Below are 14,169 nucleotides of genomic sequence, written 5' to 3'. Positions count from 1 at the left end.
CTTGCCCGCGGGGAGGTCGATCTGCGTCACGTCGCCCGTCACCACGGCCTTCGAGCCGTAGCCGAGGCGGGTCAGGAACATCTTCATCTGCTCGGTGGTCGTGTTCTGGGCCTCGTCGAGGATGACGAACGAGTCATTGAGCGTCCTTCCGCGCATGAAGCCGAGCGGCGCCACCTCGATCGTGCCCCGCTCCACCATCCGCCGGGCGCGATCGAAGTCGACCATGTCGTGGAGCGCGTCGTAGAGCGGGCGGAGGTAGGGGTTCACCTTCTCCGCCAGATCCCCGGGGAGGAAGCCGAGCTTCTCGCCCGCCTCGACCGCGGGGCGCGTCAGGATGATGCGGGTGAAGCTGTTCTTCATGAGCTCGGCGACGGCCATGGCCATGGCGAGGTACGTGTTGTGGTTCACGAAGCCGTTCGCGCAGAAGGAGTGGGAGCCCGGGACGGTGAGATCGTAGACGTCGGCCTCGCCCTCTTCGATCGCCGTGATCTCCGCCCAGAAGAGTCCGAGCCGGTACGCCTCACCGGCGACGGCGGTGGTGAGCAGTCCAAGGATCTCATCCAGCTTGGCGTAACTCGGCTGCCGGCGGTCGATGCGATAGTCGTGAACCCGCTTGTGGCTCGCGTGAGAAAGCACCGTGGCCCTCGTCGCAGCGTCGATGAGCGCGGCCACGTGAGGGACCAGGTCGAGGTTCGTGTTCTGCGGCTTCTGGAGCGTCTGCTTCCTGACGAGACCGAAGCCGATCCCTCGGAAGAAGCGCGCGGCTTCGGCGCCCCGGATCTCGAGCTCGTAGTACTGCCGCGCGCGACCCCGGTACTCGACCTGGCGCACGCGCTTGGCGGAGAGGATGCCGAAGTTCAAGAGAACGATCTGCACCTCGTCGATCAGCCGCTTCGACGCGGAGCAGAGGCTCGGGTAGCCACCCCGCCGCTCGACCGTCCCGTCGGTGTCGAAGAGGCCCCGCAGGAAGGCGACCACGATCTCCTTCGGGGCTCGCAGCACCGCCCCGGGGATGCGCTTCGTCGACGCCTTGCCGGCCGACATGCCGAGGCCGAGCAGCAGCTGGTACAGCTGGGCGCTGGCGATGATGTAGTCGTACGGACGATTGCCGCTGTTGCGGAATACCTTGAGCCCCAAGCGGTCTGCGAGGGCCCGGAAGCGCTCCACGATCTCCGGGTCGGCGGTCGAGAGGATCACCCGGTTCCGGAACGTCAGGCAACCATCGCCGGTGAGAACGCCGAGCAAGTAGGCGAGGCCCTCGTCGAGCCTCTCGACGGCGATCGCCTTCGCGCGGTCTTGCGGACCGTTCCGGCGATACGCGAAGCGGATCTCGGTGTCCCGGCCGAACATCGCCTGCCCCCGCTGCACGGCGAGGTAGTCGCCCGTCCGCAGCTCGTCCGCGCGCTGCCACGCCAGTGTGCCGTCGGGCCGAAGTCGAAGGAGCGGGTGCTCCGGCGTCACCTCGATCTCGAGCCCGAGGCGCGTCGTGATGCGACGCGTCCGCGAGCGGCCACCGTCGTACACGTGGCTCGCCCGCTCTCCCCCGTAGAGGCTCGCGATCTGCAGATCGATCGGCCGATACTCACCCGGCGCGGTTCCCTCCGCGAGCGAGGCGATCTCGACCAGGCCTCGCGTGGTGAGCACCAGCGAGGAGCCGGCGACGCACTTCCCGGTCCCCGCCGGGCCGATCCCGAAGACGATGTCGAAGTTGCGGATGGCGTCGATGTACTCCTTCTGCGCCACGCTCTTCGGCGTGATGACGCGCTTGTGCGCGGAGATGAAGACCGTGTCGAGGAAGATGTCGCGCAGCTTGGCGTTGCGGTCGCTGGAGAGGATGCGGAGCGCGTAGTCGACGTCGGCGGCGTAGATCGGGTAGCCGCTCTCGAGCAGCCCGTAGAGCTGCAGGAGGACGCGGCTCGCGAGCTCGGTCTCGACCGGGTCGCCGTGCAGGGTGAGGGTCGAGTCGGCGACGTCGATGCGCACGCCCACCTGCCGCTCGAGCGCCTTCACGTGCTCGTCGTGCTGGCCGAGCAGCTCGCGGAAGAGGCGCGCGTCGGCGAAACGCAGCTCGGCGGGTGCGGACGCCGTCTCGGCCAAGGCCTCAGCGGCTCCCGGCGCCGAGCAGCTCGTAGGCGGCCGCGAGCGCCTCGTCGAGCCGGGCCGGATCCTTCCCGCCGGCCTGCGCGAAGTCGGGCCGCCCGCCGCCCCCGCCGCCCACCAGCGGCGCGAGCTGTTTGATGATGTTCCCGGCGTGGTAGCGGCCGGTCAGGTCCTTCGTGACCCCGGCCACCAGGAGCGCGCGCTCTCCATCGGCGGCGCCGAGCACGACCACGCCCGACTTGATCCGATCGCGCACGCGGTCGACCATCTCGCGCATCCCCTTCTCGTCCAGGCCCTCGACCCGCGTCGCGAGCACCGTGACGCCGTCGACGTGCCGCGCGTCGGCGAGGAGGTCGCGCGAGGCCCCACCGGCGAGCTTCCCCTGCAGCTCGGCGATCCGCCTCTCGAGCTCGCGCTGCTGCGCGAGGAGCTTCTCGAGCTTCGCGGCCGCCTCCTCGCCCGGGGCGCGCAGCAGCGCGCTGACCTCGCGCAGCAGCGTTTCGTGGCTGCGGATGAGCTCGAGGGCGCCCGCGCCCGACACGGCCTCGACGCGCCGGACCCCGGCCGCGACCCCGCTCTCGCCGCGGATCTTGAGGATGCCGATGTCGCCCGTGCGCGTCACGTGCGTGCCGCCGCACAGCTCGGTCGAGAAGTCGCCCATGCGGACGACGGTCACGCGGTCGCCGTACCTGTCGCCGAAGAAGGCGAGCGCCCCTGCCTTGATGGCGTCGTCGTACGACATCTCCTCGGCGGTCACCTCGGCGTTGGCGCGGATGTAAGCGTTGGTCTCGTCCTCGATGTCGCGGAGAGCCGCGTCGTCGACCGGCTTGTGGTGGCTGAAGTCGAAGCGCAGGCGCCCGGGCGTCACCAGCGAGCCCGCCTGCTTCACGTGCCCGCCCAGGCGGCGGCGGAGCGCAGCGTGCAGGAGGTGGGTGGCGGAGTGGTTCAGACGCGCTGCCTCGCGGCGCGCGGTGTCGATGCGCAGCCGCACGCGGTCGCCCACGGCGAGCGCGCCCTCGCGCACCACGCCGCGGTGCGCGATCACCGCCGGCGCGATCTTCTGCGTGTCGGTCACCTCGACCTTCGCGCCCGACGCGGTCTCGACCCAGCCGCGGTCGCCCACCTGCCCGCCCGACTCGGCGTAGAAGGGCGTCTCGGCGGTGACGACGTCCACCTGCGCACCGGCGCCGACCGGACCGCGCGCCTCCCGCCCGTCGACCAGGAGAGCCAGCACCTCCGACTCCCACTCGACGATGCGGTCGCCGACGAAGCGGCTGTGGAGCCCGCCGCCCGCGATCAGCTCGGGCGCGGCCTCGGCGTCGGCGAAGCGCTGCGCGCCGCGCGCCCGCTCCCGCTGCGCCTCCATGGCGCGCGTGAAGCCGTCCTTGTCGACGCCGAGCCCCTCGCCGGCGAGGATGTCCTCGGTCAGATCGAGCGGAAAGCCGTAGGTGTCGTAGAGGCGGAAGGCGACCTCGCCGGAGAGCACGCGTGCCTTCGCCGCGCGCGCCCTCTCGACCTCGCTCGCGAGCAGGGCCAGGCCGCGATCGAGGGTCGCCGCGAAGCGCTCCTCCTCACCCCGGACGACCTCGGCGATGCGCGCGTGCTGGGCGGCGATCTCCGGGTAGGCGCGCCCCATGGCGCCCACCACGGCGCCCACCACCTCGTGGAGGAACGGGCGGTCGAGGCCGAGGAGCTTGCCGTGCCGCGCCGCGCGCCGCAGCAGCCGGCGGAGGACGTAGCCGCGCCCCTCGTTGGAGGGCAGGATGCCGTCGGCGACGAGGAAGGTGACCGCGCGCCCGTGGTCGGCGATCACGCGCAGCGAGACGTCGTCGCGCGGGGCGGCGCCGTAGCGCTTGCCGGAGAGCTTCTCGGCCGAGTGCACGATCGCGCGCAGCACGTCGATCGCATAGTTGTCACCCACGCCCTGGAGCACGGTGCAGATGCGCTCGAAGCCCATACCGGTGTCGACGTGCCGGGCGGGCAGGTCGGAGAGCTTGCCCTTCTCGTCGCGGTTGTGCTGGATGAAGACCAGGTTCCAGAGCTCGATGTAGCGCGCGCAGCCCGCGTTGACGGCGCAGCGGTGGGTCCGGTCGCCGCGGCGGTCGCAGGCCCCGGGGCCGCGGTCGATGTGGATCTCGGAGCACGGGCCGCACGGTCCGGTCTCGCCCATCTCCCAGAAGTTCTCCGCCTCGAAGCGGAGGAGCCGGTCGCGGCCGATGTCGGTCAGCTCGGCCCACAGCGCCGCCGCCTCGTCGTCGGTCGTGTACACGGTGGCGTAGAGCCTGTCCTTGGGCAGCTTCCAGACCCGCGTGAGGAGCTGCCACGCCCAGTCGATCGCCTCGCGCTTGTAGTAGTCGCCGAAGGACCAGTTGCCCAGCATCTCGAAGAAGGTGTGGTGGTAGGTGTCGCGCCCCACCTGCTCGAGATCGTTGTGCTTGCCGCTGATCCGCAGGCACTTCTGCGAGTTCACGGCGCGCAGGTAAGGGCGCGCCTCGTTGCCGAGGAAGACCTGCTTGAAGGGCACCATGCCCGCGTTGGTGAAGAGCAGGCTCGGGTCGTTCTCGGGCACGAGCGGGGCGCTCGGCACCACGGTGTGACCGCGCTGGCGGAAGAAGTCGAGGAAGCCCTCGCGGATCTGGTCCCCGGTCACCGACCCGTTTCTACCGGCTCCGTCCCGGAGCGGCAACCGGCGCGCACCGCAACCTCGGGGCCGCCGTGAACGTCCTGCTCGACGGACGGAGCCCGCGCACGCGAACGGCACCGCGCAGGCGATCGACCCCGTTCGGGGCAGGGGCGCGTCATTCCTCCTCGCCCAGCACCTCCACCGCCACCTCCTCCGGAAACCCCCGCGACGCGAGGAGTCGCCACGCCCGCCGCCGGTCGCGCAGGCCGCGGAGCGCGCGGCGCGCCCACGCGACCTCGGGCTGCCCCTCGCGCGAGGCCTCGACCGCCTCGGCGACGAGCGCCTCGGGGAGCCCGCGCGCCGTCAGGTCCGCCTCGATGCGGAGCCTCCCCGCCCCGCGTGTCCGGAGCGCTCGCGCGCGCTCGTGGGCGAAGGCCGTGTCGCCGACCCAGCCGAGCTCGCGGCAGCGGGCGACGGTGGCCGCGGCGGTCTCGCGCCGGTAGCCGAGGGCGACGAGCCGCGCCTCGAGCCGAGCCTCGGTCTCGGGCGCACGCCGGAGCCAGCGCGCCGCCACGTCGAGCGGCGTCGGCGCCGGGCGGCGCCGGCGGCCGCTAGAAGCGGTCGACCTTGATCGGCTCCTGGGCAGCTGCCCCCGGCTCCTTGGAGAAGTCGTCCCAGCGCGCGTCGCTGGTCGAGGAGATGCCGCGCGCCTTGAGCGCGAAGTCGTCCGGGTTGGTCGACTGCGCGAGCGCCTCGTCGAAGGTGACGAGCCCCTCGCGCCAGAGGGCCATGAGCGACTGGTCGAAGGTCTGCATGCCGTAGGTGGTGTAGCCGCGCGCGATGGCGTCGCGGATCTCGCGCGTGCGCTCGGGCTGCGTGATGCACTCCTTCACGAGCCCCGTCGAGACCATGACCTCGATGGCCGGCACCATGCCCCGGCCGTCGGCGCGGGGTACGAGCCGCTGGCTGATGCAGCCCTTCAGGATGCTCGCCAGGATGAGCCGCGCCTGGGCTCGCTGGTGGTCGGGGAAGGCCGAGATGACGCGCGTGATCGTCTCGGCGGCGTCGAGGGTGTGCAGGGTGGACATGACCAGATGGCCGGTCTCGGCGGCCAGGATGGCCGTTTCGATGGTCTCCAGGTCGCGCATCTCGCCGACCAGGATGACGTCCGGGTCCTGGCGGAGCGCGCCCTTGAGCCCGACCGCGAAGCCCGTGCAGTCGGCGCCGATCTCGCGCTGGGTGATGATCGACTGCTCGTCCTGATGGAGATACTCGATCGGGTCCTCGACCGTGATGACGTGCCGGTCGACGGTGCGGTTGATGTGGTCGATCATGGCGGCGAGCGTCGTCGACTTCCCGCTGCCCGTCGTGCCCGTCACCAGGATGAGCCCGCGCCGCTCGGACGCGATGCGCTCGATGACCGGCGGGAGGTTGAGGTCGCGGATCTGCCGCACGCGGGGCGGGATCAGACGGAGTGCGGCCTGGAGCTCACCGCGCTGGTGGAAGACGTTCACGCGGAAGCGGCCGAGCTCCGGATGACCGTAGCCCGCGTCGACCTGCAGCCGCTCCTGGAGCTGCTTCCAGTGGGCCGCGGAGAGGAGCCCCCGCATGAGGGCGGTCATCGTGTCGCGGTCGAGCCGCGGCGCCTCGTCCCACGGAATCAGGTTGCCGGTGACGCGGAAGACCGGGTGCGAGCCGAACTTGAGATGGATGTCGGATGCGTTGCGAGCGACGCCCTCACGCAGGATCGCTTCGAGCTCCACGGGTCATTCCTTTCCGCCCCTCCCCCGCCGGCCGGCCTCGGCCGCCCGCGCTCCCTCTGCACTCGCCCCGTTGCCCCCCTCGGCCGCGCCGGAGCGCAGCCCGAACTTCTCGCGTACCTTCGCCTCTATCTGAGCGGCGACCTCGGGATGCTCGCGCAGGAAGTCGCGCGCGTTCTCGCGGCCCTGGCCGATGCGGTCGCCGCCGAAGGCGTACCAGGCGCCGGTCTTCTCGAGGATGCCGTGCTCGGATGCGATGTCGATCAGCTCTCCCTCCTTCGAGATGCCGCTGCCGTAGAGGATGTCGAACTCCGCCTCGCGGAAAGGCGGCGCGACCTTGTTCTTCACCACCTTCACCTTGGTGCGGCTGCCGATCACCTCGTCGCCGTGCTTGATGGCGCCGAGGCGGCGGATGTCGAGCCGGACCGAGGCGTAGAACTTGAGCGCGTTGCCGCCCGTCGTGGTCTCGGGGTTGCCGAACAGGATGCCGATCCTCATGCGGATCTGGTTGATGAAGACGACGATCGTGCGCGACTTGGAGATGGTGCCGGTCAGCTTGCGGAGCGCCTGCGACATGAGCCGCGCCTGGAGGCCCATCTGCGGGTCGCCCATGTCGCCCTCGATCTCGGCGCGCGGCACGAGCGCGGCGACCGAATCGATGACCAGCACGTCGAGCGCGCCCGAGCGCACCAGCGTGTCGGCGATCTCGAGCGCCTGCTCCCCGTGGTCGGGCTGCGAGATGAGGAGGTCCTCGGTCCGGACGCCGAGCTTGCGCGCGTAGCCCACGTCGAGCGCGTGTTCGGCGTCGATGAAGGCGCAGATGCCGCCGCGCTTCTGGCCCTCGGCGATCAACTGGAGCGCGAGGGTGGTCTTGCCCGAGGACTCGGGCCCGTAGATCTCGACCACGCGCCCGCGCGGGATCCCGCCTATACCAAGGGCAATGTCGAGGCCGAGCGAGCCGGTCGGCAGGCAGGCGACGTCCTGCGTCAGCGCCGCCTCGCCGAGCCGCATGATGGCGCCCTTGCCGAACTGCTTCTCGATCTGGCTGAGGGCGAGGTCGATCGCCCGCTCGCGGTTTACGTCGATGCCCATGTCACACCCTCCTCCACACGAAACGCCTGGACCCCGGGCCCCAGATTTCCGGAGACTCGACCACTCTACCCCGGTGCGGGCCGGGTCTCCAGCCGGACGGGCTACATATTCTCAGGCACGGACGCCCCACAGGGGGTGCCGGGACACCGGCGTGTAGACGGCCCCCGTGGGCTTCAAGCGGCTCTCGTAGAGTACGACTTCGGAAGCCGTCCAGGAGCCGAACGCCGAGGCGCCCGCGGCCTCGACCGCCGCGGCCAGCACGCGTCCGCCGCGCGGCGAGCGCACGCGGCCGATGGTCAGGTGACCCTGGAAGGGGCGGCTCTCGGGTGGGAAGCCGAGGGGTGCGAGCGCACGGTCCAGGGAGGCCGCGAGCCGAGCGAGCTCGGGGACCCCGGCCGTGATGCCGGCCCACAGGACACGCGCGCTCTTGAGGCTCGGGAAGCCCCCCAGGCCGGCAGCGGCGAGGCCGAGGGGCCGGGTGTCGGCGACCGCGGCTCCCAGGGCAGCCGCCATGGCCGGCACGCGCTCGTCCGGGACCGCGCCCAGGAACTTGAGGGTCAGGTGAAACTGGGTCGGATCGACCCAACGGACGTCGGCCTGCGCGGCGGCGGTGCGGACACGCGTCTGCGCCCGGGCAATCGCCGCGCGGACGTCCGTGGTCAGGTCGACGGCGACGAAGCAGCGCACCGCCGCGAGCGTAGCCCAAACGCTCGGCGCATCGGTATCACGCCCCTGGTTGCGCCCGCGTCCCCGAACGGAGCATCGCCAGCTCGCGCACGCAGTCGGGTTTCACGGGCGATGGCCGGAGAAGAGCCGGGACTCCGTCACTGGCAACCCGAGCGCATGGCGCCGGATCCAGTCGAGCGCCACCTGCGAGGCGAGCAGCTTCACCCAGTCGCGCGTTCCCCAGAGCTGGTAGCGGCGCGTGACCACGCCGGCGTCCGACGCGAGCCCGAAGCACACCGTCCCGACCGGCTTCTCCGGCGTGCCGCCGTCGGGTCCGGCGATCCCCGTCGTGGACACGCCGATCGACGCCCCGAACGCCCGCCGCGCCCCCGCGGCCATCTCGCCCGCGGTCTCCTCGCTCACGGCGCCGTGGGCGGCGAGCGTCTCGCGCCGGACGCCGAGCAGCTGCTCCTTGGCGCTGTTGGCGTACGCCACCACCGCGCCGCACACGTACGCCGAGCTGCCCGGCACGTTGGTGAGCCGGTGGCCGACGAGGCCGCCCGTGCAGGATTCGGCGAGCGCGACGGTGAGGCCGCGCTCGCGAAGGAGGCCCCCCACCACGACCTCCATCGTCGTGGCGCCTTCGCCGTAGACGTAGGGGCCGATGCGCTCGCGGATGCGCGCCGCGAGCCGGTCGAGGCGCGCCCGGGCCTCGTCTGGCCGCCCGTGCACCACGACGCGCAGCGAGATCTCCGGGAAGCTCGCGCGGAACGACACCCGCCCCTCGGAGGGGTCGACCGCGCCCGCCACCATCTCGTCGAGACCCGACTCGGTGAGTCCGAAGGTCTGGAAGACGTGCGCGAGATGGACCTGGTCGCCGCCACGGAGGGCGACCAGCCACGGCAGCACGGTCTCCTCCATCATCGGCCTCATCTCGCGCGGCACGCCCGGGAGGACGACCAGGTGCTTCGCCCCGTGCGCCACGCGGTAGCCGGGCGCGGTGCCGAGTGCGTTGGGGATCACGATCGCGCCGCGCGGGAGGAGGGCCTGCTTCAGGTTGTTGGCGGGCATCTCGCGCCCGAGGGCCTCAAACAGCCGCCGGATGCGGGCCGCCTGCTCGGCGTCCTCGACCAGGGGCACGCCCAGCAGCTCGGCCACGACCTGGGAGGTGAGATCGTCGGCGGTCGGGCCGATGCCGCCGGTCGAGATGACGACGTCGGCCAGCTCGAGCGCCCGCCGCCACGCCCAGAGGAGCCGGTCGTGGTGGTCGCCGACGGTCAGCACGCCCACCAGCTCGAGGCCGATCTCGAACAGCTTGTCGGCGATCCAGCTCGCGTTGGTGTCGACGATGCGCCCGGTGGTGAGCTCGTCGCCGGTCGAGAGGACGGCCGCGTGGAGCATCAGAGGAGCCACAGGACGAGGCGGGCGAGGAGGCCCGCGTAGGCCCCGGCCACGAGGTCGTCCCCCACGACCCCGAGGCCGCCCTCGACCTGCCCGTCGATCAGGTTGGCGGGGAACGGTTTCACGACGTCGAAGAGGCGGAAGAGCACGAACGCCACCCCTGCCGCGAGCCACGTGCCGGGCAGGAAGAGGCCCGCCAGCACCATGCCTGCCACCTCGTCGATGACGATGTGGGAGTGGTCGCGATCCTCCAGCAGGCGTCCGGCGCGCCCGGCCGACCAGACGGCGACGGCCACGATGCCGAGGACCAGGGCCACGTAGCCCGCGAGCGAGCCGGCGCGGAGCGCGGCCAGGGCGGGAAGGAAGGGCAGGGCGACCAGCGACCCGAACGTGCCGGACGCGACCGGCACGCGGCCGACGCCCCCGACCGTCGCGAGCGCCATGGCGAGCGTGTCCACGTCCGATCCGTAGAGGCTCGCACCCGGTCCGTCAATCAATACTCCTGGGGGCCCGTGCGCTGCTCGCGCCCTGCGGGCGCTGCGCTGCTCCGATGCCCCCAGACCCCGTCGGCCAGCGTGAGCGCTCTCGCGCTCGGCCTCCCACACATCTGGGGGCCCGTGCGCTGCTCGCGCCCTGCGGCCGCTGCGCTGCTCCGATGCCCCCAGACCCCGTCGGCCAGCGTGAGCGCTCTCGACGCTTCTCCTCTTTTGCGATCGACGTGAGAATGCTACGGAGAGGCGCCCATGGGGGAGATTAAGCGGTGGCTGCGGGGGACGAAGATCGATCCCCCGCCGGTGACGCCACGGACGAGCATCACCGAGCTCGTCGACAAGGCGTTCCTCGCCTACAACGGGGCCCGCCTGCGCGAGGCGGCGCAGCTCTTCACGCGCCAGCTCCTCGCCCACGACGTGACCATCGGGGTCAGCCTGAGCGGCGCGCTCACGCCCGCCGGCCTCGGCATGTCGTGCCTGATCCCGCTCATCGAGGCCGGCTTCATCGACTGGATCGTGTCGACCGGGGCGAACCTCTACCACGATACGCACTTCGGCATCGGCCTCACCATGCACCGCGGCCGGCCCGACCTGAACGACGTGGTGCTCAGGAAGGACGAGGTCGTCCGCATCTACGACATCGTCTTCGACTACAAGGTCCTGCTCGACACCGACGCCTTCTACCGGAAGATCCTGTTCGCGCCCGAGTTCCAACGCGAGATGGGCACCGCCGAGTTCCATTACCTGATCGGCCGCGTGGTGGCGGAGCGGCAGCGCGCGCTCGGACTCAGCCGCCGCTCGCTCGTCGCCGCCGCGTACGAGTACGGCGTGCCCGTCTACACCTCCTCGCCGGGCGACAGCTCGATCGGCATGAACGTGGCCGCGCTCGCCATCGAGGGCTGCAAGCTCAAGATCGACGTGTCACGCGACGTGAACGAGACCGCCGCCATCGTGCTCGGCGCCAAGCGCGCGGGCGGCAAGTCGGGCGTGCTGATCCTCGGCGGGGGCTCGCCCAAGAACTTCCTCCTCCAGACCGAGCCGCAGGTGCAGGAGGTGCTCGGCATCGCGGAGAAGGGGCACGACTACTACATCCAGTTCACCGACGCGCGCGTCGACACCGGCGGCCTCTCGGGCGCGACGCCGAGCGAGGCCGTGAGCTGGGGCAAGGTCGACCCCGAGCGCCTGCCGGACACGGTCGTCTGCTACTGCGACTCGACGATCGCGCTTCCGCTGCTCGCCGCCTACGCCCTCGCCAACCATCCCCCGCGCAAGCCGATGCGGCTCTACGAACGGCGCGACGCGCTCATGGCGGAGCTCCTGCGCGAGTACCGCGCGGCCCACGACTTCGGCCCCGACGGGGGCGTGAAGCCGCGCCGATGACGACCTTCGCGCGCGAGCGCGAGCTGGCGGAGCGCGCCGCGCACGAGGCCGGTGCGATCGTCCGCCGCTACTACGAGCGCGGCGTCGGCGTGGCCGAGAAAGGGCCGGACAACCCGGTCACCAGGGCCGACCTCGAGGCCGACGCACGCATCCGCGCGCTCGTCGCCGCCGCCTTCCCCGACGACGGCTGGCTCTCCGAGGAGACCGCCGACTCGAGCACGCGGCTCGCCAAACGCCGCGTCTGGGTCGTCGATCCGCTCGACGGCACCAGGGAGTTCGTCCAGCACATCCCGGAGTTCTCCGTGTGCATCGCGCTGGTGGAGGACGGCTGGCCGGTGGTCGCGGTCGAGTACGACCCGGCCGCCGATCGCCTCTACTCCGCGGTCTGCGGCCAGGGCACGACCGTGAACGGCGCACCGGCGCGCGTCAGCCGGACGGCGCGCGTGCCCGACGCGGTCGTGCTCGCGAGCCGCTCCGAGGATCAGCGCGGCGACTGGGCCGGGTTCAAGGGCCGCGTGCGCGTGAAGCTCACGGGGAGCGTGGCGTACAAGCTCGCCGAGGTGGCGACGGGGGCGGGCGACGCGACCTTCACGCTCACGCCCAAGAACGAGTGGGACGTCTGCGCGGGCAGCCTGCTCGTCGAGGAGGCGGGCGGCAGGGTGACGGACCTCGCGGGCGCGCCGCTCCGGTTCAACCAGCCGCAAACTCTGCGGCCGGGGATGATCGCGTCGAACGGGGTGCTGCACGCGGGGCTGCTGGCGCTGATCGCGGAGGTGGTGGGTGCGCGCTAGCGGGTCCCGGCTCGTTCCTCCGAATCGCTCCGCGGGCGCTTCGGTGCCTCGCTGCGACGGATTCCCCACCCTCGGCCGTTACAACGGCCGCGAGCGACCGGCGATGACGAAACGAGAGGCGTCCGATGAGCCACTCCTTGCTGCGGAGTACCCTGCCCCCCCGCCGGCGCCGCGTACCGAGCTCGAGCCGGACTGACCTCAGAGTGTGCGAAGGAACGCCACGAGCTTCGCCTTCTCCTCCTCCGCGAGCGCCGCGAACTGCGCGAGGATGGCGCCCTCGATCGTGGTGGCGCGCCCGTCGCGCAGGAAGGTGGTGAAGAGCCGGGCGGCACTGCAGGGTGCTGGAGGAGATGTGGTCGTTGAGCCGCCCGATCAGGTAGTCGCGTTCGGACCCTATCGGCTCGACCGGGCGAGCGGTCGTCTTCTCCGCGGCACGAACGTGCCGCTCCGGCTCAAGACCTTTGCGGTGCTCGAGTACCTGGCGACACGCCCGGGACGCCAGGCTGCGACGCGGGGTCCTCGGCGTGCTCGTTACCGCAATCGCGGGAAGGGCCGAAGCAGAAAGGCGCGGTAGCATCCAGCTCACCGACGGATTATCCTCCCCCAACCGTTCAAGACCGCGGCGACCGGGCCATTCACGGCGGCGCGCGACGCGTGCGCCCCATACATGAGGAGCAGGCGTATGAGGGCCGATCACCCCGAGAGCGACCACCGACTCCTCGGGCGCCGGGAAGCGATCGTCGCCCTCGGCGGCATCGGCGTCATCTGGTACGCGTCACGCGCGGCCCGTCGCGCCATCCGATCGGCGTTCGCAGTCCGCCCTGCGTCGGCGGCGAGCACGTGCGTGCTGGCGCCGGAAGAGACCGAAGGGCCTTACTACATTGCCAACGAGCCCTTCCGCTCGGACATCACCGAGGACCACCCTGGTCTTCCCCTCGTGATCCGCTTCAGAGTGCGGAGCGCCACCACCTGCAAGCGGATCGCCGGTGCCACCGTGGAAATCTGGCACGCCGACGCAGGGGGCAACTACTCCGGGATCAACGGCGCGAGCACCACCTTCCTGCGCGGCCAGCAGACGACGAACGGAGTCGGCCGAGCCGAGTTCACGACGATCTACCCGGGCTGGTACATGGGCCGGACGGCCCACATCCACGTCAAGGTCCACGTCGGCGGCACGGTGGTCCACACCGGCCAGCTGTATTTCGACGACACCATCACGGACGCCCTGTACGCGCAGGCGCCCTACGCCGCGCACGGACGGCGCGACACGACCAACGCGAGCGACGGCATCTACGCCCGCGGTGGAGCGCAGTCGCTGCTGAAGCTCCGCAAGCGGGGAAAGAAGGGCGGCTACGCGGCGAGGAACACGCTCGCCGTCCAGACCTGAGCCTCGGAACGCGGCCCTGCGACTTCGTCACCGCGTATCGCCTGGACGGGTTGTCCGCTTGCCCGAGCGACGGGTCCTGCCCGGTCGTCCGTTCAAGCGGACGAGCCCGCGTCGCGACCTGGGCGTGAAGCGGAAGGAACGGGGAACCCAGGGAAGAGGAGGAAACGGGAATGATCGTGAAGCGTGACCGAAGGTCTCTCGTCATCTCAACACTGGCCATTCTCGTCTTGACCCTGGCGATGAACGAGACGCAGCAGCAGCTCGTCGACCTCCAGTGGCGGCTCGACGCCGAGTCCGAGGCGCTCGGCAAGCTGCTGGCAGCCGACCACGTGGACGAGGCGGCCGTGCTCACGAAGCTCGACCAGGTGACGGCCATCGAGCAGCAGGTGAAGAAAGTGAACTTCACCCTGCTCGTCCGGATCCAAGAACCAGCTCGATCGCGAGCAGCAGGCCAAGCTCCGTGCCCCCCGGCCGGCAC

General features: G+C 71.3%; 12 protein-coding genes. 3 read left to right on the top strand and 9 right to left on the bottom strand.

Going from position 1 to position 14,169, the window contains the following annotated elements:
- From E6J59_16545 to E6J59_16510, 8 genes are all read right to left on the bottom strand, one after another.
- On the bottom strand, positions 1–1,743 hold a 1,743-nt coding region (locus E6J59_16545), incomplete at its 3' end, for a hypothetical protein (GenBank protein ID TMB17477.1).
- Between the two features lie 358 nt (positions 1,744–2,101).
- Positions 2,102–4,750 carry an alanine--tRNA ligase gene (gene alaS, locus E6J59_16540; protein ID TMB17476.1) on the bottom strand — a complete coding sequence of 883 codons (2,649 nt, stop codon included), beginning with the start codon at positions 4,748–4,750 and terminating at the stop codon, positions 2,102–2,104.
- A 148-nt stretch (positions 4,751–4,898) separates the two neighbouring features.
- Complete coding sequence (locus E6J59_16535) at positions 4,899–5,369, bottom strand: RecX family transcriptional regulator (GenBank protein TMB17475.1); 471 nt, start codon at positions 5,367–5,369, stop codon at positions 4,899–4,901.
- Positions 5,335–6,486 (bottom strand): type IV pilus twitching motility protein PilT, encoded by a 1,152-nt coding sequence (locus E6J59_16530; GenBank protein TMB17474.1) that lies wholly within the window; start codon positions 6,484–6,486, stop codon positions 5,335–5,337. The genes E6J59_16535 and E6J59_16530 overlap by 35 nt, the downstream gene beginning before the upstream one ends.
- 3 nt (positions 6,487–6,489) lie before the next feature.
- On the bottom strand, positions 6,490–7,575 hold the full coding sequence (gene recA / locus E6J59_16525; GenBank protein ID TMB17473.1) for a recombinase RecA: 1,086 nt from the start codon (positions 7,573–7,575) through the stop codon (positions 6,490–6,492).
- 111 nt (positions 7,576–7,686) lie between these two features.
- Positions 7,687–8,262, bottom strand: a complete 576-nt coding sequence (thpR, locus tag E6J59_16520) for an RNA 2',3'-cyclic phosphodiesterase (protein ID TMB17472.1) — start codon at positions 8,260–8,262, stop codon at positions 7,687–7,689.
- Between the two features lie 102 nt (positions 8,263–8,364).
- Complete coding sequence (locus E6J59_16515; protein TMB17471.1) at positions 8,365–9,642, bottom strand: competence/damage-inducible protein A; 1,278 nt, start codon at positions 9,640–9,642, stop codon at positions 8,365–8,367.
- Positions 9,642–10,100 carry a phosphatidylglycerophosphatase A gene (locus E6J59_16510; protein TMB17470.1) on the bottom strand — a complete coding sequence of 153 codons (459 nt, stop codon included), beginning with the start codon at positions 10,098–10,100 and terminating at the stop codon, positions 9,642–9,644. The genes E6J59_16515 and E6J59_16510 overlap by 1 nt, the downstream gene beginning before the upstream one ends.
- Before the next feature lie 285 nt (positions 10,101–10,385).
- On the opposite strand from E6J59_16510, the gene E6J59_16505 reads away from it, so the two are divergent.
- From E6J59_16505 to E6J59_16495, 3 genes are all read left to right on the top strand, one after another.
- Positions 10,386–11,513 carry a deoxyhypusine synthase gene (locus tag E6J59_16505; protein TMB17469.1) on the top strand — a complete coding sequence of 376 codons (1,128 nt, stop codon included), beginning with the start codon at positions 10,386–10,388 and terminating at the stop codon, positions 11,511–11,513.
- Positions 11,510–12,304, top strand: a complete 795-nt coding sequence (locus E6J59_16500; GenBank protein ID TMB17468.1) for a 3'(2'),5'-bisphosphate nucleotidase CysQ — start codon at positions 11,510–11,512, stop codon at positions 12,302–12,304. The genes E6J59_16505 and E6J59_16500 overlap by 4 nt, the downstream gene beginning before the upstream one ends.
- A gap of 667 nt (positions 12,305–12,971) precedes the next feature.
- On the top strand, positions 12,972–13,691 hold the full coding sequence (locus E6J59_16495) for an intradiol ring-cleavage dioxygenase (GenBank protein TMB17467.1): 720 nt from the start codon (positions 12,972–12,974) through the stop codon (positions 13,689–13,691).
- 206 nt (positions 13,692–13,897) lie between these two features.
- Here E6J59_16495 and E6J59_16490 read toward each other — a convergent pair whose 3' ends face one another.
- On the bottom strand, positions 13,898–14,116 hold the full coding sequence (locus E6J59_16490; GenBank protein ID TMB17466.1) for a hypothetical protein: 219 nt from the start codon (positions 14,114–14,116) through the stop codon (positions 13,898–13,900).
- Positions 14,117–14,169: the final 53 nt, after the last annotated feature.

It is taken from the genome of Deltaproteobacteria bacterium, assembly GCA_005879795.1.
Lineage (GTDB): Bacteria > Desulfobacterota > Binatia > DP-6 > DP-6 > DP-6.
This window is presented reverse-complemented; position numbering and strand designations above follow the sequence as displayed.

What these genes read in the sequence shown, in the direction of transcription:
- recA (TMB17473.1), bottom strand. Translation starts at nt 7,575, where the DNA reads ATGGGCATCGACGTAAACCGCGAGCGGGCGATCGACCTCGCCCTCAGC.
- E6J59_16515 (TMB17471.1), bottom strand. Translation starts at nt 9,642, where the DNA reads ATGCTCCACGCGGCCGTCCTCTCGACCGGCGACGAGCTCACCACCGGG.
- E6J59_16505 (TMB17469.1), top strand. Translation starts at nt 10,386, where the DNA reads ATGGGGGAGATTAAGCGGTGGCTGCGGGGGACGAAGATCGATCCCCCG.
- E6J59_16500 (TMB17468.1), top strand. Translation starts at nt 11,510, where the DNA reads ATGACGACCTTCGCGCGCGAGCGCGAGCTGGCGGAGCGCGCCGCGCAC.
- E6J59_16495 (TMB17467.1), top strand. Translation starts at nt 12,972, where the DNA reads ATGAGGAGCAGGCGTATGAGGGCCGATCACCCCGAGAGCGACCACCGA.